The organism is Microbacterium sp. ARD31, assembly GCF_031844425.1.
The window spans coordinates 1-24132 of record NZ_JAUZVE010000079.1 but is presented as its reverse complement, the minus strand read 5'-3'; the positions used below and the strand labels follow the sequence as shown (position 1 = coordinate 24132).

The following is a 24132-nucleotide window of genomic DNA, read 5'->3' as shown; positions in this document are numbered from 1 at the left end:
AGATCGGGCTCGACCTCGTCGAGCGGGCCGGGCACCACGAGGTCGTCCAGTACCGCGAGCAGATCCTGCCGCTGGTGCGGCTCGACCACGTCCTGCATGGTGACGCCGGCCACGGCGCCGGCGCCCCGCTCCAGGTCGTCGTGTGCCGCAAGGGCGAGCAGCGCGCCGGGGTCGTCGTCGCCGGCATCCTCGACATCGTCGAGACCACCCTGTCCATCCGCACCGCGCTCGACTCCAGCGGAGGTGACGGCTCCGCGGTCATCGCCGGCCACGTCACCGAGCTCGTCGACATCGACCAGGTCTTCGCGGGCCTGCCCGGCCACGACCGGCTCGCCCGGACCGCCTGAGGAGCACCGCCATGTCCCAGTACTGCACCTTCGCCCTTGACGGGCACCTCTTCGGCGTCCCGGTCGCCTCCGTCCAGGAGGTGCTGCGCGCCCAGGCCCTGACCAGCGTCCCGCTGGCGCCCCGCGAGGTCGCCGGGCTGCTCAACCTGCGCGGGCAGATCGTCACCTCGCTCGAGCTCCGGGCCCGCATGGGCCTCCCGCCGCGACCCGCCGACGCCCCGTCGGTGAACGTGGTGGTCAAGACGGCCGACGGGAACGCCGTCAGCCTCGTCGTCGACGAGATCGGCGACGTCATCGAGCCGCCCCGCGAGGCCTTCGAGGCACCGCCGGAGACCGTCCCGGCCTCCGTCCGCGCGCTCGTCAGCCGCGTCTGCAAGCTCGACCGCCAGCTGATGCTGCTCCTCGACACCGAGCGGGCAGCACAGGTGCTCGAGCCCGTCTGACCCGCCAGGGCCGGACCATCCCAGATCCCTTCCCAGATCCCTTCCCATCCCTCTTCTCGCGAGACCCGTTCGGGCGGACTCGCGTGCCACCCACCCACAGCACCCACCCGCCCGGAGGACCCCCATGACCACCCTCGCCCCGCCCCCGCCCGACTACGCGCAGCCCGTCGTCGCCCCCCAGGCGCCCACCAGCGCGCAGGCCCCGACGCCGTCCCGCACCCGCAAGCCCCTGTCGCACCTGCTCGCCAACCTCGGCACCGGCCGCAAGCTGCTGGTCCTCGCGGTCGCCTGCCTGCTGCCCACCGTGGTGCTGACGTTCACCGTCCTGAGGGGACTGTCGACGCTCAGTGCCGAGAAGGACACGGGCGAGGTCCTCGAGCGCACGTCGGCCAAGCTCTACCACCTCGACAACCGCAACAGCGAGATCAAGGCCGACGGCTTCCGCGCGCTGATCGGGGCCGACGCAGAGGCGGTGGTGACCGACACCGCCGACGACATCGCCAGCGCCGAGGAGATCTACGACGAGGTCCTCGGCTACGACCTCCCGGAGGAGATCCTCGAGGACATCGCCACCAGCCGGGTGTACGCGCAGGCCTTCTACACCTACGTCAGCGCTTTCGTGGAGGACCCGAACGCCGCCGGACGCACCGACGCCCAGGGCGAGGTCGACCTCGTCGACCAGAACCACGACGTCGACGGCCGGCTGGAGAAGCTCCGCGAGACGATCGACGAGGCGATCGTCGAGGCGGACGCCGAGTACGAGCGCACCGAGGCCGCCCAGCGCACCACGCTCTTCATCGTCCTCGCGGTCGCCCTGGCCGTCGCGACGCTGCTCTCCATCGTCATCACCCGCCTGATCACCCGCCCGCTGCGCCGCGCGGTCGACACGCTGGGCAAGGTCGCCGAGGGCCACCTCGACGAGCGGCTCGACGTCTCCTCCACCGACGAGGTGGGCCAGATGGGCCAGGCGCTGAACAACGCGCTCGAGCGCCTCGGCGACGCCATGGGCCAGATGGACCACAACGCGCAGTCGCTGGCCTCGGCCTCAGAGGAGCTGTCCTCGGTCTCCGGCCAGATGAGCGCCTCCGCCTCGGAGTCCTCCTCCCAGGCCGGTCTCGTCTCGGCGGCCGCGGAGCAGGTGTCCCGCAACGTCATGACGGTCGCCACCGGCACCGAGGAGATGTCGGCGTCCATCCGCGAGATCGCCCAGAACGCGTCGAGCGCCGCGGGCGTCGCCGCGCAGGCCGTCGTCGTCGCGGAGTCCACCAACGCCACGGTCGCCAAGCTCGGTGCCTCCTCCGCCGAGGTCGGCAACGTCATCAAGGTGATCAACTCCATCGCCGAGCAGACCAACCTGCTCGCCCTCAACGCGACCATCGAGGCCGCCCGCGCCGGCGAGGCCGGCAAGGGCTTCGCCGTCGTCGCCAACGAGGTCAAGGAGCTGGCGCAGGAGACCGGCAAGGCGACCGAGGACATCGGCCGGCGCATCGAGGCCATCCAGGCCGACACCGAGGCGGCCGTGACCGCGATCGGCGAGATCGCCGAGATCATCGGCCAGATCAACGACACCCAGGCGACCATCGCCTCGGCCGTGGAGGAGCAGACCGCCACGACGAACGAGATGAGCCGCAACGTCGCCGAGGCCGCCACCGGCTCGACCGACATCGCCCAGAACGTGACCGGTGTGGCCCGTACCGCGTCGGACACCCAGGCAGCCGCCAACAGCACCAGCCAGGCAGCCGACGAGCTCGCCCGGATGGCCGCGGACATGCGCACGCTCGTCGGCCGGTTCCGGTACTGAGACCGGTCCCGAGCGAGCCTGAGAGAGGTATCCCATGTCGAGGAGGATCCGGGTGCTGGTGGTCGACGACTCCGTCGTCGTCCGCCGCCTGGTCAGCGACGTGCTGTCCGCCGACCCGGCGATCGAGGTCGTCGGCACGGCCGCCAACGGCAAGGTCGCGCTGGCGAAGATCGACCAGGTCAACCCCGACCTGATCACCCTCGACATCGAGATGCCCGTCATGGACGGGCTGCAGACCCTGCGCGAGCTGCGCAAGGACCACCCGGTGCTGCCGGTCGTGATGTTCTCGACGCTCACCGAGCGGGGCGCCTCCGCCACCCTGGACGCCCTCGAGCTCGGCGCGAGCGACTACGTCACCAAGCCGGCCAACGTCGGCAGCGTGCAGGCCTCCATGGAGGCGGTCCGCGAGCAGCTCGTCCCGCGCATCCGGGGCCTGTGCCGCCACGTGGTCGGGGTGGCTCCGGCCGCCCCGGCCAGGGCCGCGGCGCCGAGGCCGACGACCCCCGCGGCCGCGCCGGCCGCGTCGGCCGCGCCGCGGTCCTCGCGGATCGACGTGGTCGCGATCGGCGCCTCCACGGGCGGACCGGACGCGTTGTCCACGGTCCTCGCGGCGCTGCCCGGCGACCTGCCGGTCCCCGTGGTCATCGTCCAGCACATGCCGCCCGTCTTCACGCGCCAGTTCGCGGACCGGCTCGACGGCAAGGTCGCGCTCCGGGTCGCCGAGGCGACGACGGGCATGCCGGTACGCCCCGGCCTGGCCGTCGTGGCTCCCGGGGACTACCACCTCCGGTTCCGCGGCGACGCCCGTTCGGGTCAGGTCGTGGCCGCCCTCGACCAGGGCACCCCGGAGAACTACTGCCGCCCGGCGGTCGACGTGATGATGCGCTCGGTGGTCGACACCTGGCGCGGCAACGTCCTCGCCGTCGTGCTCACCGGCATGGGGTCCGACGGCGCCCGCGGGTGCGCCGACGTGGTCGCCGCCGGTGGCTCCGTCCTGGTCCAGGACGAGGCGTCGTCCGTCGTGTGGGGGATGCCCGGAGCCGTCGTCGCCGCCGGTCTCGCGCCCACCGTGCTGCCGCTCGCCCAGGTCGGCCCGGCCATCGTCGAGCGCGTCCGCGCCGCCAACCCGCCGTCCCTGCCCTTCCGAGATGTGCCTGCCAGACCTGCCAGAGAGGTGTCGCTGTCGTGACCCTGTCCCCCTCCGCGTTCGCCTACGTCGCCGACCTCGTGCGGCGTGAGGCGGCCATCGTCCTCGAGCCCGGGAAGGAGTACCTCGTCGAGGCCCGCCTCCACCCGCTGGCCCGCGCCGCCGGCCTCGCCGACGTGTCGGCGTACGTCGCCCACCTCCAGTCGCCCGCCGGCCGCGTCCAGCAGGCCGCCGTGGTCGAGGCGCTCACCACCAACGAGACGTCGTGGTTCCGCGACCGCGAGCCGTTCGACGTGCTGGTCTCGCACGTGATCCCGGACCTGCTGGCCCGCACCGCGACGCGACGCAAGATCACCATCTGGTCCGCGGCCTGCTCCAGCGGCCAGGAGGCCTACACGATCGCGATGCTGATGGCCGAGCACGTCGTGCCGAAGGGCTGGCAGGTCGAGATCGTCGCCACCGACATCGCGCCCAGCATGGTGCAGCGGACCCAGGAGGGGCGCTACAGCCAGCTCGAGGTCGGCCGCGGCCTCCCGGCGCCGCTGATGGTCAAGCACTTCCAGCGGGCGGGCACGCAGTGGCAGGTCTCCGACCAGCTGCGGTCGATGGTGCGGGCCCAGACCCTCAACCTCGCCGCGCCGTTCCCGCTGATGCCGGTCTTCGACCTGGTGTTCCTGCGCAACGTGCTCATCTACTTCGACCAGCCCACCAAGCAGTCGGTCCTCTCGCGCGTGCGCCGGGTGATGTCCCCCGACGGCTACCTCTTCCTCGGCGGCGCCGAGACCACGTTGGGCGTCGACGAGACCTGGCACCGCACGGCGGTGGGCCGGCTCACCCTCAACCGGCCCCGACCTCAGGCCGATGCGCCGGCCACCGGCCCCGACCTGTCCTCCCTCGCGCCTCGGCCGTTCGCGGGCGCGCCACTCACCTCGACGTTGCTGTCCACGACACAGAGAGCGAACTGACATGCAAGCACTGGTCATCGACGACTCCCGCACGATGCGGATCGTCCTCAGGCGACAGCTGGAGCAGCTGGGCTACGCGGTGCTGGAGGCCGCGGACGGCCAGCAGGCCCTCGAGGTGCTCGAGGCCCACGGCGACTCGCTCCCGGTCCTGGCCACCGTCGACTGGAACATGCCGGTCATGAACGGCCTCGAGTTCGTCAAGGCCGTGCGGGCCGAGCCGGGGCTGCGCGACCTCACCTTGATGATGGTGACGACGGAGGCGGAGCACGGGCAGATCGTGCGCGCACTCGCGGCGGGCGCCCACGAGTACCTGATCAAGCCGTTCACCGGCGAGGCGCTGGTCGACAAGCTCGACTACCTCGGCCTGAACCCGCAGAGGAGCGTCGCATGAGCGTCACCGCACCCGAGTCCCCCGTCACGCCGCGCGACCTCGAGGTCTTCGGCGAGGAGGTCCTCACCGCCTTCCTGCTCGAGCAGGGCCACCCCGCCTCGTCCACGCCAGAGGGCGAAGTGGGCCGGGTCCACGCCTCGATCGCCGTGACCGGCGGCTGGTCGGGACACATCACCCTCGACGTCTCGCGCGCCGGCGCCGACGTGCTCGCGCGCCGCATGCTGATGGCCGACGAGGTCTCCGAGGCCGACGTCACCGACGCCGTGGGCGAGCTCGTCAACGTCCTCGGCGGCAACGTCAAGGGCCTCCTCCTCGAGGAGAGCGCCCTCGGCCTTCCCCAGGTCCGCACCGACGACGCGCCCGCACCCCCCGGCGCTGCCGTCCAGGTCTGCCACGCCGAGCTGGTGTGGGCAGGCCACCCCGTCGACGTCCGCGTCTGGCTCGCCGAGCAGGACGACACCACCCCAGGAGACAACGCATGAAGATCCTCATCGCCGACGACAGCCGCGTCATGCGGCAGATCGTGATCCGCACCCTGCGCCAGGCCGGCTACGACGGCCACGAGCTGATCGAGGCCGGCAACGGCGCCGAGGCGCTGGACCTCGTCCAGAGCCGGGCCCCCGACCTGGTCCTGTCCGACTGGAACATGCCGGAGATGACCGGCATCGAGCTGCTGCGTGCGTTGCGCTCGGCCAACCACACGGTCCCCTTCGGCTTCGTGACCTCGGAGGGCACGCCGGAGATGCGCGCGATCGCCCAGGAGTCGGGTGCGCTGTTCCTCATCGCCAAGCCGTTCACGCCGGACTCGCTGCGCGACCACCTCGACGCGGTGGTCGCATGAGCACCACGTCCGACTGGGTGCTCACCCCGGTCCCGACCGCGCTTGACGCCCGCGAGATGCTCTCCGGCCTGCTCGGCCGGGAGGTCACCGTGCAGATGACCGACGCCTTCGTCGGCGACGTGGGCGACGGTGCCACCTACGCCGTCTACCAGGACGACCAGGGCCGCACCCGCGCGGTCGCGGTCATGGACCTGGCCATGTCGGCGTACGCCGGCGCGGCGATCGGGCTGATGCCGGTCGGCGCCGCCGAGGTCGCGATCGAGGAGAAGGACCTCTCCCCGGTCGTGCAGGAGAACCTCGGCGAGGTGCTCAACGTGATGGCCGCGCTGCTCAACGCGCCGGACTGCCCGCACGTGAAGCTGACGTCGGTGACCCACGTCGGCAGCACCCCGGACGGCGAGGTCGCGGCCCACGCCACGACCGTCGGCCGACGCCTCGACCTCACGGTCACGGTGCCGCAGTTCGGGACGGGCAAGCTCTCCATCGTCGGCGTGAAGTAGCCCGACGCCGGCCTCCGGACGCGTCACCCGTAGGGGTGGCACGGCTGGAGGCATCGACGGCCCTCCGGTAGACAGGCGCCATGACGGACGTGGGAGGGACGTCGGAGCCGGTCGTGTTCGAGGGCGCCTGGGATGGCCCGGTGGTGGCCACCTCGGTCCACGCAGGACACGAGCTCCGCCCCGAGATCGCCGAGGCGATGGTGCTCGACGAGGCCGACCGGTTCCGCGAGGAGGACCCGTGGACCGACCGCCTCGCCGCGGTCGTGCCCGACCGGGTGGTCACGTCCCGCTCGCGCTTCGAGGCCGACCTCAACCGGCCGCGCCGCGAGGCGGTCTACCGCACCCCCGACGACTGCTGGGGCCTCGAGGTCTGGCGTGACGGCGTGCTGTCCGACGAGCTGTTCGAGGGCAGCCTGGCGACGTACGACGCCTTCTACGACGCCCTCGCCCCGCGGCTCGACGCGCTCGCCGAGCGGGGCCCCTTCGTGCTGCTCGACGTGCACTCCTACAACCACCGCCGCGACGGTGCCGACGCGCCGCCGGCGCCGGTCGCGGACAACCCCGAGGTCAACGTCGGCACCGGCAGCCTCGACCACGACCGGTTCGGCCCGCTCGTGGAGCGCTTCATGGGCGACCTGCGCGACGCCTCGCTCGGCTGCGGGCCGCTCGACGCCCGCGAGAACGTCGCGTTCGAGGGTCGCAACCTCGCCTGGTGGGTCCACGACCGCTACCCCCGGGTCGGCTGCGTGCTGGCGCTGGAGTTCAAGAAGACGTTCATGGACGAGTGGACCGGCGAGCTCGACGAGCACGCGCTGAGGTGCGCCCAGGAGGGCCTGGCGGCCGCGCTGCCCGGTCTGCACGACGAGCTGGGCCGGCTGCGGTGATCGGGCGATGACCGAGGCGGGCGAGGATCACGGCATTGCCGCCGCCGACCTCGCCGTCGACCACCGGCTCTCGCTGCTCGCCCAGAGCTTCCGCTTCCTGCTCGACATCACCCCCGTCGACGCCGACGACCTGCGCGACGATTTCCTGGAGGGGCACGACGACGCGCCCGCCTTCACCTACCGCGAGCTCGAGGCCGACCCTGCCGTCATCCGCGCCGAGCTCGACGACATCGATCCCGGCGAGGTCGGCGACCCTGTCCTCGGCCAGCTGCTGCGCGCCAAGCACCGCGAGATGGAGCTGCAGCTCGACATGCTCGAGGCGCGCGACAGCGACGACTTCCTGCCGCTGAGCGTGGAGCTGTACGGCGGTGTCTCGCCGTCGCTGCGCGCGCAGGCCGAGGCGCTGCTGGCGACCATCACCCGCACCGAGCCGAGCGACGAGGCGCTGGACGCCGAGGAGTTCCTCGCGCTCGCCGAGGCCGAGATCGCGCACTACCGCGAGGTCGACCCCGACCTCGCCATGCACGCGGAGATCCGCCCCGACGTCAACGGGGTCATGGTCTCCGGCGACGTGCTGCTGGTCGGGCCCGAGACCAAGGTGCAGCGGGCGCGCGCCCAGGCGTTGCTCCACCACGAGGTCGGCACCCACCTGGTGACCCAGGCCAACGGCAGCCACCAGCCGGTCAAGGTGCTCGGCGTCGGCCTCGCCGGCTACGACGAGACCCAGGAGGGCCTCGCGGTGCTGGCCGAGATCGCGTGCGGCGGCCTCACCGCCTTCCGGCTGCGCCAGCTCGCCAGCCGGGTCCTGACCGTGCACCGGATGATCGGCGGCGCCACCTTCGCCGAGGCCCACGAGGCGCTCGTGGCCGACGACTTCCCGCCGACCAGCGCCTGGACCACCGTGATGCGGGTCTACCGCTCGGGCGGGATGACCAAGGACGCGATCTACCTGCGCGGCCTCGTCGAGCTGCTCGAGCACCTCGGCGCGGGCGGCTCGCTCGACCAGCTGTGGCTCGGCAAGTTCTCGCTGCGCGACCTGCCCCTGATCGGTGACCTGGAGTCCCGCGGCCTGCTCCGGCCGCCGCGGGTGCTCCCGCGCTACCTGCACGACCCGGCATCCCACGCCAACCTGGCCCGCGCGGCCGGGACCGACGATCTCGGGACACTCCTGGAGGGACACGCATGAAGATCGGATTCGTCGTCAACGACATCGAGACGGAGAAGGCGGAGTACACCACCAACCGGCTCGCGATGGCCGCCAAGGAGATGGGCCACGAGGCCTGGTACATGGGCATCGGCGACTTCGCCTACGAGCCCGACGGCTCGCTGAGCACCAAGGCCCGCGCCGGCCACGCCAAGACGTACCGCTCCCTCGAGCGCCACATGGCCGACGTCAAGCGTCCCGACGTCGAGCAGCTCATCGGGATGGACGAGTTCGACGTCGTGATGCTGCGCAACGACCCCGCCGACGACGCCGAGACCGACCCGTGGCGCAACAACGCCGGCGTCGCCTTCGGGCAGCTGATCGCCTCGTCGGGCGTGCTGGTCGTCAACGACCCCACGAGCCTGGCCAACGCGCTGTCCAAGGCCTACTTCCAGCACTTCCCGGAGATCGTGCGCCCGCGCACCCTCATCTCCCGCGACGAGGACATGATCGAGGCGTTCATCAAGGACCTCGGCGGCAAGGCCGTGCTCAAGCCGCTGCAGGGCTCGGGCGGCACCGGCGTCTTCCTCATCGACCGCAAGGAGTCGCCCAACCTCAAGCAGATCATCGAGGCGATCTCGCGCGACGGCTACGTCGTCGCGCAGGAGTTCCTGCCGGAGGCCGTCAACGGCGACGTCCGGCTGTTCGTGATGAACGGGCAGCCGCTGACCGTCGACGGCGAGTACGCCGCCTTCCGTCGTACGCCCTCCACGAAGGACATCCGCTCGAACATGTCCGCCGGTGGCAAGGCCGAGAAGGTCAAGGTCACCGACGAGATGCTGCAGATGGTCGAGGTGGTGCGCCCCAAGCTGGTCGCCGACGGGATGTTCCTCGTCGGGCTCGACATCGTCGGCGACAAGCTGATGGAGATCAACGTCTTCAGCCCCGGCGGCCTCGGCAGCGCGCAGAGCCTCTACGAGGTGAACTTCGCCCCTGCGATCATCGCCGAGCTCGAGCGCAAGGTGAACATCCGACGCCACTACCCGGAGATCGACAACCACACCCTCGCCACCAGCTGAGGCACCTCAGCGCATCAGGGGCGGGTGGAGCGTCCTGATCGGCCCGACGCGGTGGAGCCGGGCGGGCCGGCCGCCGTCGCGGGTGGTCGTGGCGTCGGTCGGCACGAGGAAACCCTCGGTGCGGGTGACCTTGCGGTGGAAGTTGCGGGGGTCGACCTCGACGCCCCACACCACCTCGTAGACCCGGCGCAGCTCGCTGACGGTGAACTCCGGTGGGCAGAACGCGGCGGCCAGCGGGGTGTACTCCAGCTTGGCCCGCGCCCGCTCGACGCCGTCGCGGAGGATCGTCGCGTGGTCGAAGGCGAGCGCGTCCGCGGCCGCGAGCCGGTCGACCGGCTGCCACTCGGCGTCCGCGGCGTCGCTGCCCGCGGTCGGGGCGGGGAGGTCGGCGGCCAGGGCGACGTAGGCCACCGTGACGGTGCGCATGCGCGGGTCGCGGTCGGGGGCGCCGTATGACGCGAGCTGCTCGAGGTGGACGCGGTCCGCGGACACCCCCGTCTCCTCCAGCAGCTCCCGCGCAGCCGCGGTGGGCAGGTCCTCGTCGGGCTGCAGGAAGCCGCCCGGCAGCGCCCACCGGCCGGCGAAGGGCTCCTCGCCGCGACGCACCGTCAGCACCTGGAGCTGGTCGTCGCGCACGGTCAGCACGACCAGGTCCACGGTCACCGCGACCGGAGGGTGGGAGTTCATGGGGGCGAGCCTACGCCTTCGCGTCAACTTGACGTTAGTGGGGCGGCGTCTTAATGTCGAAGTGACATTAACTACCGAGGAGGACGTCATGGCCCACATCGCTCGCTATCCACTGGTCCGGCACCTGCGCGGCTCCGGGACGACGTACGTCGAGCAGATCCGCAACGGTCGCACCATCCGCGGCGGCGTCGGGGCCGCGTTCTGGTTCCGCCCGCTCAGCGCGGTGCTCAACGAGGTCCCGGTCGACGACCGCGAGCTCCCGCTGCTCTTCCACGCCCGCACCAGCGACTTCCAGGACGTCACCGTGCAGGCGACGATCACCTACCGGGTCACCGACCCCGCCGTCGCCGCCGGTCGCATCGACTTCTCGCTCGACCCCGAGCACGGCACCTGGCGCGCCACCCCGCTGGAGCAGGTCGCGGGACTGCTGGTCGAGTCGGCGCAGCAGTACGCCATCGACCTGCTGGCGACGGTCGACCTCGCCGCGGCGATGGCCGGTGGCGTCGGCCCGGTGCGCTCGGTGATCGCCGACGGGCTCCGCGGCGACGAGCGCCTCGCGGAGACCGGCATCGCGGTCGTCGGCGTCCGCGTCGTCGCGCTGCGGCCCGAGCCGGAGGTCGAGAAGGCGCTGCGCACGCCGACCCGCGAGCAGGTCCAGCAGGAGGCCGACCGGGCGACGTTCGAGCGGCGCGCGGTGGCGGTCGAGCGGGAGCGCGCGATCGGTGAGAACGAGCTGCAGACGCAGATCGAGCTGGCTCGTCGTGAGGAGCAGCTGGTCAGCCAGCGCGGTGCGAACGCCCGTCGCGAGGCCGAGGAGAGCGCCGCCGCCGGAGCGATCGCGGCGGAGTCGGAGGCGCGCCGCACGGTCACCCTCGCCGAGGCCCGGGCCGAGGGCACGCGGCTCTCCGGCGCGGCGCAGGGCGAGGCGGAGGCGGCCCGCGTGGCGGCGTACGCCGATGTCTCCGAGGCGGTGCTCATGGCCCTGGCCGTCAAGGAGCTGGCCGCCAACCTGCCCAGGATCGAGTCGCTCGTGCTGAGCCCCGACCTGGTCACCCGGGCCCTCGCCCAGCTCGGCAGCGCCAAGGCGGGAGCGGAGTCGTGAGCCTCACACCCCGGGTGGTGCTCGTCCACCGCCGCACGGAGTACGACGAGCTGCTGGCGACGCACGGCACCCGCGGGCAGGCGGCGTTCTTCCTCCGCACCCGCGGCCGCGACATCGCCGAGCTCGAGGACCGGCACCGGCTGGCGCAGCGCGCGCTGGAGGCCGCCGCGGCAGCGGTGCCGGTGGAGTGGCGGCGCGGCAGCGTCGAGCGGGCGGACGTGTCGCGCTTCCTCTTCGCGCCGGACGACGTCGTCGTCGTGGTGGGTCAGGACGGGCTGGTCGCCAACGTGGCGAAGTACCTCGACGGCCAGCCGGTCATCGGCGTCGACCCCGAGCCGGGGCGCAACGCCGGGGTGCTGGTGAGGCACGCGGTCGCCGACCTCGGCGACCTGCTCCACGCGACCGACCAGGTCAGCGAGCGGACGATGGTGCGCGCCGAGCTCGACGACGGGCAGCGGCTGCTCGCGCTCAACGAGGTCTTCGTCGGCCACCCGAGCCACCAGACCGCCCGCTACGAGCTGGTCGCGGCAGGAGGGGGCGCGGAGGCGCAGGCCTCGTCCGGCCTGATCGTCGCCAGCGGCACCGGCGCCACCGGGTGGTGCCGGTCGATCTGGCGGGAGCGGGGGAGCGCGCTGGCGCTGCCGGCGCCGGCCGACCCCCGCCTGGTGTGGTTCGTGCGCGAGGCCTGGCCGTCTCCTGCGACCGGAGTGAGCCTGACCGAGGGCGAGCTGGTCGGCGACGAGCTGGCCCTGACCGTCCAGTCCGACCGGCTCGTGGCCTTCGGCGACGGCATCGAGGCCGACGCGCTCACCCTGACGTGGGGCCAGACGGTTCGTCTCGGTCGCGCGGACCGCGCCCTGCGGCTGGTGGCCTGAGCGCGGAGCGACCCCCGTCCGGCTCCCAGCCCGGCTCCTCGCGGATCGCGGCCATGATGCGCCGACTGATCGCGAGCAGCTGTCTCCGCTGCGCGGCCGTCAGCCGGTCCATCACCAGGTCGTTGACGAGGGCGACGTGGCCGGGGGCGGCCCCGTCGACCTTCGCCACGCCGGCGTCGGTCAGCGTCGCGAGGGTGAAGCGACCGTCGGCAGGATCGGGCCAGCGTCTCACCCAGCCCTTCGCCTCGAGCCGGGTCGCGGCGCGCGAGAGGCGCGAGAGGGTGCTGTTGGAGTAGCTCGCCAGCACGCTCATCCGGAGCGTGCGCTCCGGCGCGGTCGACAGCGCGAACAGGACGCCGTACTCGAAGTGCGTGAGGCCGGCGTCGCGGGTCAGCTGGGCGTCCAGCGCCGCCGGCAGCCACTCGAGGACCGTCGCGAAGGCCGACCACGTCTCCAGCGCCTCGGCGCTGAGGCTCTTGGGCGTCGCGTGCTCGTCCATGGCCGCCGACGATAGGTGAGGTGCGCGCGGAACGCGACATCTTGACTTTCCCGAGCAAGTCGACGACGGTGGCCGTTCACTTGCTCAGGAAAGTCATCGAGGAGAACGTCATGGACCTGCACATCGCTGGACAGCGAGCCTTCGTCAGCGGATCGACGCAGGGGATCGGCTACGCAATCGCCCGAGGACTCGCCGCCGAGGGCGCGTCGGTCGTCGTCAACGGCCGCACCGGCGGCGGCGTCGACGGGGCGGTCGCCCGGCTCCGCGGCGAGGTGGCCGGTGCGGACGTCACCGGCATCGCCGCCGACCTCGGCGACCCGGACGAGGTGGATCGGCTCCTCGACCGCCTCGAGGGGGTCGACATCCTGGTCAACAACGTCGGCCTCTTCGGGCTCACCTCCTTCGCCGACATCGACGACGCCACGTGGCAGACCTACCTCGACGTCAACCTGCTCAGTGCCGTACGCCTCTCCCGCCGGCTGATGCCGCCGATGCTGGAGCGCGGAACGGGCCGGATCGTCCTCATCAGCAGCGAGTCCGGCGTGAACGTCCCCGGCGACATGGTCCACTACGGCGTCACGAAGGCGGCGTTGATCGCCCTCGGCAACGGCCTCGCCAAGCTCACCCGCGGGACCGGCGTCACCGTGAACACCGTCCTGGGCGGGCCGACCTGGTCCGAGGGGGTGGCGGGCGCCGTCCACCAGGTGGCGGCCGCGCAGGGCCTCGACCCCGACGCGATGAAGGACGCGATCATCGGTGGCAACCCGACCTCGCTGCTGGAGCGGTTCATCGAGCCGCAGGAGGTCGCCGACCTCGTGGTCTACCTCGCCAGCGCCCGCGCCGCTGCGACGAACGGCGCGGCGCTCCGCGCCGACGGCGGGGTCCTCACCACCATGCTCTGACCCGGTCGGATCGCCCCCGTGGGACGTCGAGGCGTCAGCCGCACTGCCAGGTGAACGAGACCGGGTCCAGGTCCCGCGTGTGCTCGCCGCTGTCAGTCGCCGCGCTCGGCCCAGTACGCCAGGTGCGTGCGGTGCAGCCACGCGTCGAGCTGCCTCGGCGGTCGCGTTCCTGGCTGCTCAGCCGATCGCCCGGTCGACCAGCCCCACCAGGTCCTCGCCCGTGATGCCCGGGTACCCGTGGAGCATCGTGCGCCACGGCCGCGGGATCGATGCCGCGCCCCACCGCGCGCCGAGGAGACCGCCGGCGATCGCAGCCACCGTGTCGGTGTCGTCGCCGATCCGGATCGCGGTGTCCAGGGCATCACCGAAGTGCCGGCTCGGTTCATCGGTCGGGACCGGGGTGTGCACGATCGCCGACCACGCGGCCTGGAACGCCGAGACGACCCAGCCGTTCGGGCTGAAGTCGGTCGGCTCCCTGCTCTCCGCCTCGTCGATGAGTCCGGCCCAGGTCTCGGCAGCCGCAGGTTCCAGGAGCACCAGGCCCGACCGGATGTCGACGTCGCCGGAGACCACCGCGTGGCTGATCGCGACCGACCACAGGGCGCACGCGTCCTGGGCCTGGCGGTCGTAGTGCGTCAACGCGCTGATCCGCCGCGCCGCATCGACCAGGGCCACGCGGTCCTCGAGGTGCCGGAGCGCGACGGGCGCGGTCCTCATGAGCGACCCGTTGCCCGCAGTGTGGCCCGTACGGGCGTGCAGGTCGTAGGAGGTCGCCGTCAACGCCGATGCGACCGGGTCAGGTCCGACCTCGCCGAGGACCGACCGCGTCTGGTTGCCGATGTCGGCGGGCTCGGACTCGTACCACTGCCGGAAGCGCCGAGCCACCTGGGTCAGGGCGTCCTCGCGTCCCAGGTCGTCATGGCTCGCCGCGACGTCGAGGATGCACCACGCCATGGCGGTGTCATCGGTCCACTCGCCCGGGGCGAACCCGCCGAGACCACCCCCGAGCATCTCGGGGCCCGACGGACCGACCGCCCTGCACCCGAACTCGTACGCCGCTCCGAGCGCATCGCCGACAGCGGAGCCGAGCACCGCACCGCGGGCTCGGTCGACCTGGTCAGGACTCAACGCCATCCGGACGCCTCTGCTCCTCGGGCGCCGGATCAGTAGTACCAGGGGTACGGCGACCAGTCGGGGTCGCGCTTCTCCAGGAACTGGTCGCGGCCCTCCTGGGCCTCGTCGGTCATGTAGGCCAGTCGGGTGGTCTCGCCGGCGAAGAGCTGCTGGCCGACGAGCCCGTCGTCGAGGAGGTTGAAGGAGTACTTCAGCATCCGCTGCGCGGTCGGCGACTTGCCGTTGATCTTCCGGCCCCACTCCAGCGCGACCTTCTCCAGCTCGGCGTGGGCGACGACCCGGTTGACCGCCCCCATCCGGTGCATGGTCTCGGCGTCGTACTCCTCGGCGAGGAAGAAGATCTCGCGGGCGAACTTCTGGCCGACCTGGCGGGCGAGGTACGCCGAGCCGTAGCCGCCGTCGAAGGAGCCGACGTCGGCGTCGGTCTGCTTGAACCGGGCGTGCTCGCGGCTGGCGAGGGTGAGGTCGCAGACCACGTGGAGGCTGTGCCCGCCGCCGGCGGCCCAGCCGGGGACGACGCAGATGACGACCTTCGGCATGAAGCGGATCAGCCGCTGGCACTCGAGGATGTGGAGGCGCGCGAGCCTCGCCTTGTCGATGACGGACGGCTCCTCGGCCCCGGTCTCGTCGGCGCCGATCGCCTTGTCCTCGTACTGGTAGCCGGCCCGGCCCCGGATCCGCTGGTCGCCGCCGGTGCAGAAGGCCCACTTGCCGTGCTTGGCGCTCGGGCCGTTGCCGGTGAGGATCACGCAGCCCACGTCGGCCGACGTGCGCGCGTGCTCCAGGGTGCGCAGCAGCTCGTCGACGGTGTGCGGGCGGAAGGCGTTGAGCACGTCGGGGCGGTCGAAGGCGATCCGGACCGTCCCGTGCTCGCGGGCCCGGTGGTAGGTGAGGTCGGTGAGGTCCTCGAAGCCGGGCACCACGTCCCACGCCTCCGGGTCGAAGATCTCGCTGACGCCCTCGATCGCACTCATGCTGCGGAGGGTAGTTCAGTGGCGAGCTGTCGCCGTGGGCGGTCCGGGACGACAGCTCGCCACTGGACTACCCCGGCGGGCGTAGGAAGAACGCCCGGCCACGTGGTGTTGTGGCAGGCATGGCACTGACTGGCACCTACGTCCCCAGCGCGGCCCAGTGGGTCCGCGACCAAGTCGCCGAGTACGAGGCCTCCGACGGTGAGAAGGCCGGCACCCTGCGCGGCAGCAAGTACCCGGTCGTCGTGATCACGTCGGTCGGCTCGAGGTCGGGCAACCTCCGCAAGAACCCCGTGATGCGGGTCGAGCGCGACGGGAAGTACCTCGCGGTCGCCTCCAAGGGTGGCGCGGACGACGACCCGGCGTGGGCCGACAACTTCCGCCGGCACCCGGAGGTCGAGCTCCAGGACAAGGCGGAGAAGCACACCTACCGCGTGCGCGAGCTGAGCGGCGCGGAGCGCGACGACTGGTGGCAGCACGCGGTCGACACCTGGTCGACATACGCCACCTACCAGGAGAAGACCGACCGGCTGATCCCGCTGTTCCTCCTCGAGCGCGTCGAGGAGTAGCCGGCGAGGGCCCGTCCCGGGTCAGCTCGGCTGCGGCGGTGCCGGGTCGGCGCCGTCGACGGTCGCCTCGGCGTCGTCGTCGCGGTGGGCCGCGGTCTCCGGGTCGGGGTCGTCGTGCGCCGGAGCCTCGGGCTCGAAGGGGTCGGCCGGCTGGGGCGCCCCGGCCTCCTCCGGCATGTCGGGCTGCGTGTCGTCCTGCGTCATCACGGAGTCCTCTCCTCGGGGATCCCGACCGTACCCGGCCGCCGTCCGCGCATGCGCGCGTGCCCCGGGGGTACGTCGCGGGGCATGGTCGTCCTCGTCACCGGAGCCTCCGGCAACATCGGCAGCGCCACCCTCCGCGAGCTCTCCGCGGGAGGCGCGCACAGCGTCCGCGCCCTCGCGCGGCGCCGTCCGCCCGGCCCCACGACCGAGGGGTCCGTGGCGTGGGTGGCGGCGGACGTCGGGACCGACGACCTGCTCCCGCAGGTGACCGGCGCGGACGCCGTCGTCCACCTGGCCTGGCGCTTCCAGCCGACGCACCGCCCCGAGGTGACGTGGCACAGCAACGTCGTGGGCACCCGCCGCGTGCTCGAGGCGTGCAGCCGCGCCGGCACGCAGACGGTCGTGTGCGCCTCGTCGGTGGCGGCGTACTCGCCGGTCGACCACGACGTCCCCGTCGACGAGACCTGGGAGACCGACGGCAGCAGTGGAGCGGCGTACTGCCGCGAGAAGGCGTACGTCGAGCGGCTCCTCGACGACTTCGAGGCCGCCCACCCCAGCGTGCGGGTCGTGCGGCTGCGTCCCGCCTTCGTCTTCCAGCGCTCCGCCGCGAGCGAGCAGCGCCGGATCTTCGGTGGCGCGCTGGCCCGGCCCTCCATGTTCGACGTACGCCGCATCCCGCTGCTGCCCGTGCCCGCCGGGCTGCGGATGCAGGCCGTGCACGCCGGCGACGTGGCCCGCGCGGTGCGGGCCGTCGTCGAGCGCCCGGTGTCGGGCGCCTTCAACCTCGCCGGCCCGGGGGTGCTGCGGCGCGAGGAGCTCGGCGAGCTCGTCGGTGCCCGCACGGTGACCATCCCACCCGGCCTGGTGCGTACGGCGATGGACGTCGGCTGGCGGGCCAGGGCCGTGCCGGTCCCGGGAAGCCTCTTCGAGGCGCTCCAGCACGTGCCGCTGCTCTCCACGGACCGCGCCGCCTCGGAGCTGGACTGGCACCCCGACCACGACGCGGCCCACGCCGTGGGCCAGCTCCTCGACGGCGCGCGGATGCGTGGTGGCAGCGGGATGCCGCCGCTGCACCGCTAGGACACCGGACGTCCGTCCACCCCTCGGCGGATCCGGGGGTTCGTCCGCGGCCGACCCGGCGCGGACCTAGGGTGGTGGCCTCGCAAGGTAAAGGAATCCCACGACCGATGACGACGGCCCCATGACCAGTGCACCACCCATCCGCATCTACCTGCTCGATGACCACGCCGTCGTCAGGCGCGGGCTGCGGGCGGTCCTCGAGCTCGAGGACGACTTCGAGGTGGTGGGCGAGGCCGGCACCGTTGCCGAGGCGGTGCCCGACATCCTCCGCCTCGCCCCCGACGTCGCGGTGCTCGACGGCCGGCTGCCCGACGGCACCGGCATCGAGGTCTGCCGCCAGGTGCGCTCGGCCAACCCGAAGGTGCGGGCCCTGATCCTCACCAGCTACGACGACGAGGAGGCGCTGTTCAACGCGATCCTCGCCGGCTCGGGCGGCTACGTGCTCAAGCAGGTCGACGAGGGCGCCCTCGTGAACAGCATCCGCGCGGTGCACCAGGGCCAGTCGCTCATCGACCCGGCCGTCGCGGTCCGCGTGATCGAGCGGATGCGGTCCGACAGCGCCGCCCCGGAAGGGTTGGCCGCCCTCACCGACATCGAGTCCCAGATCCTGGACCTCATCACCGAGGGGCGCACCAACAAGCAGATCGGCGAGGAGCTCTACCTCGCCGAGAAGACGGTCAAGAACCACGTCACGAGCCTGCTCGCCAAGCTCGGCGTGCAGCGTCGTACGCAGGCCGCGGTGCTGGCCTCGCAGCTCGGCCGCAAACGGTCCGGCTGACCGCTCAGGCGTCCTTCGAGCGGTCGCGGATCGCGTTGAGCAGCGAGTCGACGGCGCCCTCGGGGGGCGAGGCCGCCTCCTGGTTGGACTGCGCCAGCTGGGCCAGCAGCTCCTGCCGGTGCACGGCGACCGAACGGGGCGCGTCGATGCCGATCCGGACCACGTCGCCACGGACCTCCAGGACCGAGACGGTCACGTTGTCGCCGATGACGACGCTCTCTCCCGCACGACGGCTCACGACCAGCATGCGTGCACGGTACCTGAGGCACCGCGCTCGGGTTCACGCGATCAGGGGTGTGGCCACCGAGAGGCTCGGGTCGTCGAGCACGACCTGCACCGCGCGGTGGGTCGCGATGTCGAGCACGACGGGTGCCGCGAGGTTCGCGGTGGTGCTCGCCAGCGAGTCGCCGGCCGTCAGGACGCACAGCACCATCAGGTCGTCCACCGAGCTCGAGCCGAGGTCGGTGAGGATCGTCTCCTCGACCTCGGGGGCGTAGTCCGGGAAGAACGTGGCCGGCGGCACGACGAGGAAGCGCAGGCCGGGCTCGTCGAGCGAGCTCAGGCTGCAGAGCGCACCGGTGTCGTCCACGCGCACCAGGGCGAAGCGCGCCAGGTCGGGGAAGCCGGGCATCGGCTGCACCAGCTCGATCACGGGGATCTCGGGGGTTGCGGTCACGGTCGTGTCCTCCATCGTGGCGATCATCGCAGAAAGTCCAGGAGGCTCGGCTGCAGCACCCGCGAGGTCGCGGCGAGGGCGGCCTGGTAGGCCACCTCCTGCATCTTCAGCTCGACCGTGGCGAGAGGGAGGTCGGTGTTCTCGATCTCGCTCAGCGCGTTGGTGAGCGACAGCTCCGTGTCGCCCGCCCGGATCCCGGCCTGCTCGACGCGGTTGGCGCGCGCCCCGACGTCGGTGCGTGCCACCACCAGGCGGCTCCCGTCTGCCTCGAGGGCCTGGATGCCGGCCTGGATCGCGCTCGTGCTGCCCGTCCGGACGGCGGTGGCCAGGGCGGTGAGGTGGTCGAAGACGTTGTCACCGTCGGCGCCGAACGCAGCCGGGCCGGGGACCGCGACGTCGACGACCACGCCCTCGGCGACCGCCCGCTTGACCGGGTTGGTGTCGCCGGCGAAGGTGACCACGCCGCCGGCCTCGCTGAAGGCCGCCGCACCGGCGGTCGTGCCGCCGAGCACCGGTCGGTCGAGGTAGGTCGTGTTGGCCGTGCCGAGGAGCGAGCTGCGCAGCTGCTCGATCTCGACCGCGAGCGCCTCCCGGGTGTCCTGGTTCACCGCGCCGCTGACGGCCTGCTGGCCGACCTCGCGGGCCCGGCGCACCAGGTCGTTGGCGGTGCCGAGGGTGCTGTCGAGGGTGTCCAGCCAGCCGATGCCGTCCTGGGCGTTGCGGGCGTACTGCTGCTGGGCGCCGACCGACGAGCGCAACCGCATCGCGGACGCCGCGTCGGCCGGGTTGTCGGAGGGGCGGTTGAGCACACGACCGGTGGAGAGGTGCTCCTGGAGCTCCGAGAGCCGGCTGAGGCTGGTCTGGAGCCGGGTCAGCGACCGGTCGGTCAGCATCGACTGGGTGACGCGTCCGATGGTCATCAGCGCACCAGCCCGGTCCGGTTGATGAGGGTGTCGAGCACCGAGTCGAGGGTCGTCATGACCCGAGCCGCGGCCTCGTAGGCACGCTGCGCCTGCATCATCGTCACCGTCTCCTCGTCGAGGTTCACGCCCGAGAGCTGCTCACGGGCGCCGTCGACCTGGCTGGTCAGGGTCAGCTGGGTGTCCGCGAGCCGACGGACCGACGCCACGTCGGTCCCGAAGACCGTCACGAACCGCTGGTAGGACCGCTCGGGCGACACGAGCGCGTCGGCGATCGCGGTGGCGTTGCCGCCGTCCCGGTTGGCGCCGCCGCCGATGCCGGACGCCGCCAGCTCGGCGGCGTCGTCGACCAGCAGGACCAGCGGGCCGCCCGGCGCGGCCGGGTCGACCGCGAAGAAGGTCTGTCCGGCGGCTCCGGACGCGTCGTAGCCGGACTGGTGCACGCCGTTGACGGTGTCGGCCAGCTGCTGGGCGATGGCCGTGATCTGGTCGCGGAGGCCGGGCAGCGTCGTGCCCAGCAGCTCGGCCGTGCCGCCGATCTCGCCGCGCAGGTTGCCGACCGCAGTGGCCGTGCCGCCCGGGGGAGTCAGGGCCAGGGTCAGGGCCTGGCCGTCGGAGGTGCCGTCCGGGTTGACGCCCGCCGTGACCGCGAGGGTGCCCGCGCGGCTGCCGCTGACGAGGGCGACCCCGCCGACCGTGACGTCCAGGCCGCCCTTGCCGTTCTCGGTGGCGGTGCCACCGGTGAGCTCGGCGAGGCGGAGCGCCATCAGGTCGCGCTTGTCGAGCAGGCTCGACGGGTCGTTGCCGCCCATCTTCGCCGCAGCGATCGCCTCGTTGGCCGCGGCCAGGTCGGCGGCGAGCGTGTTGGTCTCGCCGAGGTCGGCGAGCAGGGACATCCGCTGGCCGGCCTCCTCCGACTCGACGTTGCGGCGCTGGGCGGCGACGGCGTCGACGAGGGTGCGTGACGTGGAGATCACGGTGGCGCGCACGGCGGGGGAGTCCGGGCTGTTGCCGAGGTCGTGCCAGGCGTCACGCACGTCAGCGAGCGCCTTGGAGATGCCGTCGCCGGCCGGCTCACCGAGGGAGGCCTCCACGCGCGCCAGCGCGGTGGCACGGGTGTCGAGGTAGGACTGGGCGCCGTGCTCGCGTCGGGCACGAGAGTCGAGGAGCGGGTCCACGAGGCGGTCGACCGAGCCGACGCGGACACCCTCGCCGTGGCCGTCGTACCGGCTCCACATCGCGGGCTGGACCGGCGCGCCGACGGACACGCCGACCACGCGACGACGGGCGTAGCCCTCGGTCGAGACGTTGGCGACGTTGCCGCTCGCGACCTCCATCACGGCCTGGTGGTAGCGCAGGGCGCTCGCCGCGGTGCCGATGGAGCCGAAGGTGCCGCTCACGTCAGAGGCTCCTGTCCACGAGGCTGGCGCGCAGCGGCTCGGCGGTGGCGCTGCCGTCGGCGGCGTACCCGTCGACGGAGTCGCTCATGGACATGAGCGTCTCGCGGGCCGAGCGGTAGCCGGCGGAGATGAGGTGGCGGTTGGAGTCCGCGAGCGTGCCGATGTCGTTGGTCAGGCTCACGAAGGCCTCGCGGTGCTCGGTGAGGATCGTCGTCCACGGCTCGCCGGCCGCCTCCGCCAGGGAGGCGAGGCTGGGGTTGGAGCTCATGCCCGACGCGGCAGCGGCCTCGTCGGCAGCCACCGCACGCAGCATCTCCGTCTCGCGGATGGTGACCAGCAGGGTGTCGATGTCGCGGGTCGCGTGGGCGAGCCACCGGCTCCGGCCGCTGGCGAGCACGAGCTGCTCGACCTCCAGCCGGTAGTGGAGCTCCTCGAGCAGCTCGCGCTCGCGCCACAGGACCAGGGAGAGCTTCTCCATGGCCGTGGCGCGGATGTCGTCGGTGAGGTTCACGAACGTCCCATCGGCGGCCCCGCGCAGGACCTGAGGGGTTGACTGGACCACTGCTCGGCGCGGGTGCGCAGCCGGACTACCCGGCGTCCGGCGGGTGGGGGCACTCCCGCATGGCCCGATCGGGCCATGCGCTGTCGGGACCACGGTCCCCGATCCACGTCCTGGTGGATCAGCAACCCCCATTCGGTAACAACACGCCCACAAAACGTTCAACTATCAACCCGTGCTCAGCAACGCGACCCTCACTTCCCCCACCCCTTCCCCCACGGGTGCCCACACGACGGCCACCTCCCCGGCGGCCTCGGTGGACGACCTCGTGACCTCCCACATCCCCCTCGTCGGCCACCTGGTGCGCGAGGTGCTGGCGCGGGTCCCCGGCCACGTCGACCGCGACGACCTGACCTCCGCCGGCCTCACCGCGCTCGTCCAGGCCGCCCAGGGCTTCGACGCCGAGCGGGGCGTGCCGTTCGCCCGCTACGCCTCCACCCGGGTCCGCGGCGCCCTGCTCGACGAGCTGCGCGGCGTCGACTGGGCCTCCCGGTCGGTACGACGGACGGCGCGCGGCCTGGACGAGACCCGGGCGCGGCTGACCCACGGCCTGGGTCGGGTGCCCACGGACGCCGAGGTCGCCGCGGCGCAGGGCATCCCGGTCGAGCAGGTGCTGGCGAACCGCGAGGACCTCGCCCGGGCCCAGGTGCTGTCCCTCGAGGCCGACGACGCCCGCGGCTCCTACGCCGCCGAGCTGCCGTCGGGCGGCCCGACCCCCGAGCAGGCGGCCGAGCACGCCGAGCTCCTCACCTACCTGTCCGAAGCGGTCGCCGAGCTGCCCGAGCGCCTGCGCCGGGTCGTGGAGGGCTACTTCCTCGCCGAGCGGCCGATGGCCGAGCTCGCCGCCGAGCTGGGTGTCACCGAGTCCCGGATCTCCCAGCTGCGTGCCGAGGCGATGGTGCTGCTGCGCGACGCGTTGAACTCCCAGCTCGACCCGGCCCTGGTGCCGAGCCACGAGCGCCCGGAGGGCGTGGCGGCCCGCCGTCGCGAGGCCTACTTCGCCGCCGTGGCCGAGCGTCACGCCGCTGCCGCGGCGCGCCCGTTCGTGCCCCGCGTCGCCACCAGCGCCTGAGACGTCCGATCCCGGCCGCCGAGAACTCCTGCGCGGAAGTCTCAGGTCGGCCACCACCTCGCCGATAACGATCCCGACGGAGTCCACGGACGGACTCCAGCAGTGATCCCAGGAACCACGGAAGGAATCCATCATGGGTCTTCGCATCAACCAGAACATCGACGCCGTCAACTCGTACCGCAACCTGTCGGTCACGCAGGGCCAGATGTCCAAGTCGCTCGAGAAGCTCTCCTCGGGCTTCCGCATCAACCGCGCCGCCGACGACGCGGCCGGCCTGGCCATCTCCGAGGGCCTGCGCTCGCAGGTCGGCGGTCTCAAGGTGGGCGCGCGCAACGCCCAGGACGGCATCAGCCTCGTCCAGACCGCTGAAGGCGCCCTCACCGAGGTCCACTCCATGCTGCAGCGCATGAACGACCTCTCGGTGCAGCACAAGTCGGGCACCCAGAGCGCCGAGTCGCAGGCGGCGCTCAAGGCCGAGTTCGACCAGCTGGCCACCGAGATCGGCCGGATCCAGACCAACACCAAGTTCAACGGCACGACGCTGTTCTCCGGCAACGGCACCCCGGGCAACGGCGACAAGGTCTTCCAGGTCGGCTACTCGAGCACCGACACCATCACCGTGTCCGGCGACAAGGCGCTGAAGGCCTTCTTCACCGCAGGTACGCCGGGCAGCCTCGGCGGCGACGGCGTCGTCGGCGGCGGTGACGACACCCCGGAGGTGCTCGCCCAGATCGGTGGCGCGAACCTCGACATCACCAACTCCAACACGATCCAGGCGGCGATCACCAAGGTGTCGACGCAGCGTGCGGACCTCGGTGCGACGCAGAACCGGTTCGAGCACACCATCAACAACATCAACGTCGCGGTCGAGAACCTGTCGGCGTCGGAGTCGCGGATCCGCGACACCGACATGGCGCAGGAGATGATGAGCTTCACCCGCTCGCAGATCCTGTCCCAGGCCGGCACCGCGATGCTGGCGCAGGCCAACCAGGCCTCGCAGGGTGTGCTGTCCCTCCTCCGCTGAGCACGGCTGAGGAACCTCACACCCACCGGACGCCGGGTGGGTCGCGGACGCCGCGACCCACCCGGCGTCCGTGCGCGTCTTGGGCGGGAGCGCCCCCTGGCGCCGCCCCTGACAAGAAATCGTGCAGAAATCCTCAGG

Annotated in this window: 30 protein-coding genes; 20 read left to right on the top strand and 10 right to left on the bottom strand. The window is 72.4% G+C overall.

Annotation, left to right across the window (positions count from 1 at the left end; translation table 11 throughout):
* The 12 genes from Q9S36_RS48795 to Q9S36_RS48740 form a co-directional block, all read left to right on the top strand.
* Positions 1–347: chemotaxis protein CheW (locus Q9S36_RS48795; protein ID WP_311291974.1), on the top strand; the 347-nt coding region annotated here is incomplete at its 5' end.
* 11 nt (positions 348–358) lie between these two features.
* Positions 359–790, top strand: a complete 432-nt coding sequence (locus tag Q9S36_RS48790; protein WP_311291973.1) for a chemotaxis protein CheW — start codon at positions 359–361, stop codon at positions 788–790.
* 124 nt (positions 791–914) lie between these two features.
* Positions 915–2591, top strand: coding sequence for a methyl-accepting chemotaxis protein (locus tag Q9S36_RS48785; protein ID WP_311291972.1), 1677 nt, complete (start codon positions 915–917; stop codon positions 2589–2591).
* A gap of 34 nt (positions 2592–2625) precedes the next feature.
* Positions 2626–3780, top strand: coding sequence for a chemotaxis response regulator protein-glutamate methylesterase (locus Q9S36_RS48780; protein WP_311291971.1), 1155 nt, complete (start codon positions 2626–2628; stop codon positions 3778–3780).
* Positions 3777–4703, top strand: a complete 927-nt coding sequence (locus tag Q9S36_RS48775) for a protein-glutamate O-methyltransferase CheR (RefSeq protein WP_311291970.1) — start codon at positions 3777–3779, stop codon at positions 4701–4703. Before Q9S36_RS48780 ends, Q9S36_RS48775 begins: the two co-directional genes overlap by 4 nt.
* Position 4704: 1 nt before the next feature.
* Positions 4705–5094, top strand: coding sequence for a response regulator (locus Q9S36_RS48770; protein ID WP_311291968.1), 390 nt, complete (start codon positions 4705–4707; stop codon positions 5092–5094).
* Positions 5091–5576: a chemotaxis protein CheX gene (locus tag Q9S36_RS48765; RefSeq protein WP_311291967.1), complete on the top strand. Its 486-nt coding sequence runs from the start codon at positions 5091–5093 to the stop codon at positions 5574–5576. The genes Q9S36_RS48770 and Q9S36_RS48765 overlap by 4 nt, the downstream gene beginning before the upstream one ends.
* Positions 5573–5935, top strand: coding sequence for a response regulator (locus Q9S36_RS48760; protein WP_311291966.1), 363 nt, complete (start codon positions 5573–5575; stop codon positions 5933–5935). Before Q9S36_RS48765 ends, Q9S36_RS48760 begins: the two co-directional genes overlap by 4 nt.
* Positions 5932–6435, top strand: a complete 504-nt coding sequence (locus Q9S36_RS48755) for a hypothetical protein (protein WP_311291965.1) — start codon at positions 5932–5934, stop codon at positions 6433–6435. Before Q9S36_RS48760 ends, Q9S36_RS48755 begins: the two co-directional genes overlap by 4 nt.
* Positions 6436–6515: 80 nt before the next feature.
* Positions 6516–7319: an N-formylglutamate amidohydrolase gene (locus tag Q9S36_RS48750; protein ID WP_311291964.1), complete on the top strand. Its 804-nt coding sequence runs from the start codon at positions 6516–6518 to the stop codon at positions 7317–7319.
* A 7-nt stretch (positions 7320–7326) separates the two neighbouring features.
* On the top strand, positions 7327–8505 hold the full coding sequence (locus Q9S36_RS48745) for a tyrosine/phenylalanine carboxypeptidase domain-containing protein (RefSeq protein WP_311291963.1): 1179 nt from the start codon (positions 7327–7329) through the stop codon (positions 8503–8505).
* Complete coding sequence (locus Q9S36_RS48740; RefSeq protein WP_311291962.1) at positions 8502–9542, top strand: glutathione synthetase; 1041 nt, start codon at positions 8502–8504, stop codon at positions 9540–9542. The genes Q9S36_RS48745 and Q9S36_RS48740 overlap by 4 nt, the downstream gene beginning before the upstream one ends.
* Before the next feature lie 6 nt (positions 9543–9548).
* Here Q9S36_RS48740 and Q9S36_RS48735 read toward each other — a convergent pair whose 3' ends face one another.
* Positions 9549–10229 (bottom strand): NUDIX domain-containing protein, encoded by a 681-nt coding sequence (locus Q9S36_RS48735; RefSeq protein WP_311291961.1) that lies wholly within the window; start codon positions 10227–10229, stop codon positions 9549–9551.
* Positions 10230–10317: 88 nt separating this feature from the next.
* Here Q9S36_RS48735 and Q9S36_RS48730 point away from each other — a divergent pair, with 88 nt between their 5' ends.
* On the top strand, positions 10318–11331 hold the full coding sequence (locus Q9S36_RS48730) for an SPFH domain-containing protein (protein WP_311291960.1): 1014 nt from the start codon (positions 10318–10320) through the stop codon (positions 11329–11331).
* Positions 11328–12206, top strand: coding sequence for a hypothetical protein (locus Q9S36_RS48725; protein ID WP_311291959.1), 879 nt, complete (start codon positions 11328–11330; stop codon positions 12204–12206). The genes Q9S36_RS48730 and Q9S36_RS48725 overlap by 4 nt, the downstream gene beginning before the upstream one ends.
* On the opposite strand, the gene Q9S36_RS48720 is transcribed toward Q9S36_RS48725, so the two are convergent.
* Entirely contained in the window at positions 12139–12705 is a 567-nt protein-coding gene (locus Q9S36_RS48720; protein ID WP_311291958.1) for a MarR family transcriptional regulator, read from the bottom strand. The two genes, Q9S36_RS48725 and Q9S36_RS48720, sit on opposite strands and share 68 nt — an antisense overlap.
* Before the next feature lie 110 nt (positions 12706–12815).
* Between Q9S36_RS48720 and Q9S36_RS48715 the strand changes: the two genes are divergently transcribed.
* Positions 12816–13607: an SDR family oxidoreductase gene (locus tag Q9S36_RS48715; protein WP_311291957.1), complete on the top strand. Its 792-nt coding sequence runs from the start codon at positions 12816–12818 to the stop codon at positions 13605–13607.
* A gap of 177 nt (positions 13608–13784) precedes the next feature.
* On the opposite strand, the gene Q9S36_RS48710 is transcribed toward Q9S36_RS48715, so the two are convergent.
* On the bottom strand, positions 13785–14741 hold the full coding sequence (locus tag Q9S36_RS48710; RefSeq protein ID WP_311291956.1) for an ADP-ribosylglycohydrolase family protein: 957 nt from the start codon (positions 14739–14741) through the stop codon (positions 13785–13787).
* Between the two features lie 29 nt (positions 14742–14770).
* The gene (locus Q9S36_RS48705) at positions 14771–15715 is read right to left on the bottom strand and encodes a 1,4-dihydroxy-2-naphthoyl-CoA synthase (protein WP_311291955.1); all 945 of its coding nucleotides are present in this window, start codon (positions 15713–15715) and stop codon (positions 14771–14773) included.
* 119 nt (positions 15716–15834) lie between these two features.
* Between Q9S36_RS48705 and Q9S36_RS48700 the strand changes: the two genes are divergently transcribed.
* Positions 15835–16281, top strand: coding sequence for a nitroreductase family deazaflavin-dependent oxidoreductase (locus Q9S36_RS48700; RefSeq protein ID WP_311291954.1), 447 nt, complete (start codon positions 15835–15837; stop codon positions 16279–16281).
* 21 nt (positions 16282–16302) lie between these two features.
* On the opposite strand, the gene Q9S36_RS48695 is transcribed toward Q9S36_RS48700, so the two are convergent.
* On the bottom strand, positions 16303–16485 hold the full coding sequence (locus Q9S36_RS48695) for a hypothetical protein (protein WP_311291953.1): 183 nt from the start codon (positions 16483–16485) through the stop codon (positions 16303–16305).
* Positions 16486–16569: 84 nt separating this feature from the next.
* On the opposite strand from Q9S36_RS48695, the gene Q9S36_RS48690 reads away from it, so the two are divergent.
* Both Q9S36_RS48690 and Q9S36_RS48685 read left to right on the top strand, forming a co-directional pair.
* Positions 16570–17565, top strand: coding sequence for an NAD-dependent epimerase/dehydratase family protein (locus tag Q9S36_RS48690; RefSeq protein ID WP_311291952.1), 996 nt, complete (start codon positions 16570–16572; stop codon positions 17563–17565).
* 121 nt (positions 17566–17686) lie between these two features.
* Positions 17687–18343, top strand: a complete 657-nt coding sequence (locus Q9S36_RS48685) for a response regulator transcription factor (RefSeq protein ID WP_311291951.1) — start codon at positions 17687–17689, stop codon at positions 18341–18343.
* Positions 18344–18347: 4 nt separating this feature from the next.
* On the opposite strand, the gene csrA is transcribed toward Q9S36_RS48685, so the two are convergent.
* The 5 genes from csrA to flgN are packed head-to-tail and all read right to left on the bottom strand — an operon-like array spanning position 18348 to position 21850.
* A complete protein-coding gene (csrA, locus tag Q9S36_RS48680; protein ID WP_311291950.1) occupies positions 18348–18590 on the bottom strand; it encodes a carbon storage regulator CsrA in 243 nt (80 codons plus the stop codon).
* Between the two features lie 33 nt (positions 18591–18623).
* On the bottom strand, positions 18624–19034 hold the full coding sequence (gene fliW / locus Q9S36_RS48675; protein WP_311291949.1) for a flagellar assembly protein FliW: 411 nt from the start codon (positions 19032–19034) through the stop codon (positions 18624–18626).
* A gap of 8 nt (positions 19035–19042) precedes the next feature.
* Complete coding sequence (flgL, locus tag Q9S36_RS48670) at positions 19043–19939, bottom strand: flagellar hook-associated protein FlgL (protein WP_311291948.1); 897 nt, start codon at positions 19937–19939, stop codon at positions 19043–19045.
* Positions 19939–21339 carry a flagellar hook-associated protein FlgK gene (gene flgK, locus Q9S36_RS48665; RefSeq protein ID WP_311291947.1) on the bottom strand — a complete coding sequence of 467 codons (1401 nt, stop codon included), beginning with the start codon at positions 21337–21339 and terminating at the stop codon, positions 19939–19941. Before flgK ends, flgL begins: the two co-directional genes overlap by 1 nt.
* A gap of 1 nt (position 21340) precedes the next feature.
* Positions 21341–21850, bottom strand: a complete 510-nt coding sequence (gene flgN / locus Q9S36_RS48660) for a flagellar export chaperone FlgN (protein ID WP_311291946.1) — start codon at positions 21848–21850, stop codon at positions 21341–21343.
* 223 nt (positions 21851–22073) lie between these two features.
* On the opposite strand from flgN, the gene Q9S36_RS48655 reads away from it, so the two are divergent.
* Both Q9S36_RS48655 and Q9S36_RS48650 read left to right on the top strand, forming a co-directional pair.
* Positions 22074–22970: a sigma-70 family RNA polymerase sigma factor gene (locus Q9S36_RS48655; protein WP_311291945.1), complete on the top strand. Its 897-nt coding sequence runs from the start codon at positions 22074–22076 to the stop codon at positions 22968–22970.
* 133 nt (positions 22971–23103) lie between these two features.
* A complete protein-coding gene (locus Q9S36_RS48650) occupies positions 23104–23994 on the top strand; it encodes a flagellin (RefSeq protein WP_311291944.1) in 891 nt (296 codons plus the stop codon).
* Positions 23995–24132 lie beyond the last annotated feature (138 nt).

Coding starts and splice junctions, on each gene's coding strand:
- Q9S36_RS48790 (WP_311291973.1), top strand. CDS start 359: ATGTCCCAGTACTGCACCTTCGCCCTTGACGGGCACCTCTTCGGCGTC.
- Q9S36_RS48785 (WP_311291972.1), top strand. CDS start 915: ATGACCACCCTCGCCCCGCCCCCGCCCGACTACGCGCAGCCCGTCGTC.
- Q9S36_RS48780 (WP_311291971.1), top strand. CDS start 2,626: ATGTCGAGGAGGATCCGGGTGCTGGTGGTCGACGACTCCGTCGTCGTC.
- Q9S36_RS48770 (WP_311291968.1), top strand. CDS start 4,705: ATGCAAGCACTGGTCATCGACGACTCCCGCACGATGCGGATCGTCCTC.
- Q9S36_RS48765 (WP_311291967.1), top strand. CDS start 5,091: ATGAGCGTCACCGCACCCGAGTCCCCCGTCACGCCGCGCGACCTCGAG.
- Q9S36_RS48760 (WP_311291966.1), top strand. CDS start 5,573: ATGAAGATCCTCATCGCCGACGACAGCCGCGTCATGCGGCAGATCGTG.
- Q9S36_RS48755 (WP_311291965.1), top strand. CDS start 5,932: ATGAGCACCACGTCCGACTGGGTGCTCACCCCGGTCCCGACCGCGCTT.
- Q9S36_RS48750 (WP_311291964.1), top strand. CDS start 6,516: ATGACGGACGTGGGAGGGACGTCGGAGCCGGTCGTGTTCGAGGGCGCC.
- Q9S36_RS48745 (WP_311291963.1), top strand. CDS start 7,327: ATGACCGAGGCGGGCGAGGATCACGGCATTGCCGCCGCCGACCTCGCC.
- Q9S36_RS48740 (WP_311291962.1), top strand. CDS start 8,502: ATGAAGATCGGATTCGTCGTCAACGACATCGAGACGGAGAAGGCGGAG.
- Q9S36_RS48735 (WP_311291961.1), bottom strand. CDS start 10,229: ATGAACTCCCACCCTCCGGTCGCGGTGACCGTGGACCTGGTCGTGCTG.
- Q9S36_RS48730 (WP_311291960.1), top strand. CDS start 10,318: ATGGCCCACATCGCTCGCTATCCACTGGTCCGGCACCTGCGCGGCTCC.
- Q9S36_RS48720 (WP_311291958.1), bottom strand. CDS start 12,705: ATGGACGAGCACGCGACGCCCAAGAGCCTCAGCGCCGAGGCGCTGGAG.
- Q9S36_RS48715 (WP_311291957.1), top strand. CDS start 12,816: ATGGACCTGCACATCGCTGGACAGCGAGCCTTCGTCAGCGGATCGACG.
- Q9S36_RS48710 (WP_311291956.1), bottom strand. CDS start 14,741: ATGGCGTTGAGTCCTGACCAGGTCGACCGAGCCCGCGGTGCGGTGCTC.
- Q9S36_RS48705 (WP_311291955.1), bottom strand. CDS start 15,715: ATGAGTGCGATCGAGGGCGTCAGCGAGATCTTCGACCCGGAGGCGTGG.
- Q9S36_RS48700 (WP_311291954.1), top strand. CDS start 15,835: ATGGCACTGACTGGCACCTACGTCCCCAGCGCGGCCCAGTGGGTCCGC.
- Q9S36_RS48695 (WP_311291953.1), bottom strand. CDS start 16,485: ATGACGCAGGACGACACGCAGCCCGACATGCCGGAGGAGGCCGGGGCG.
- Q9S36_RS48690 (WP_311291952.1), top strand. CDS start 16,570: ATGGTCGTCCTCGTCACCGGAGCCTCCGGCAACATCGGCAGCGCCACC.
- Q9S36_RS48685 (WP_311291951.1), top strand. CDS start 17,687: ATGACCAGTGCACCACCCATCCGCATCTACCTGCTCGATGACCACGCC.
- csrA (WP_311291950.1), bottom strand. CDS start 18,590: ATGCTGGTCGTGAGCCGTCGTGCGGGAGAGAGCGTCGTCATCGGCGAC.
- fliW (WP_311291949.1), bottom strand. CDS start 19,034: ATGGAGGACACGACCGTGACCGCAACCCCCGAGATCCCCGTGATCGAG.
- flgL (WP_311291948.1), bottom strand. CDS start 19,939: ATGACCATCGGACGCGTCACCCAGTCGATGCTGACCGACCGGTCGCTG.
- Q9S36_RS48650 (WP_311291944.1), top strand. CDS start 23,104: ATGGGTCTTCGCATCAACCAGAACATCGACGCCGTCAACTCGTACCGC.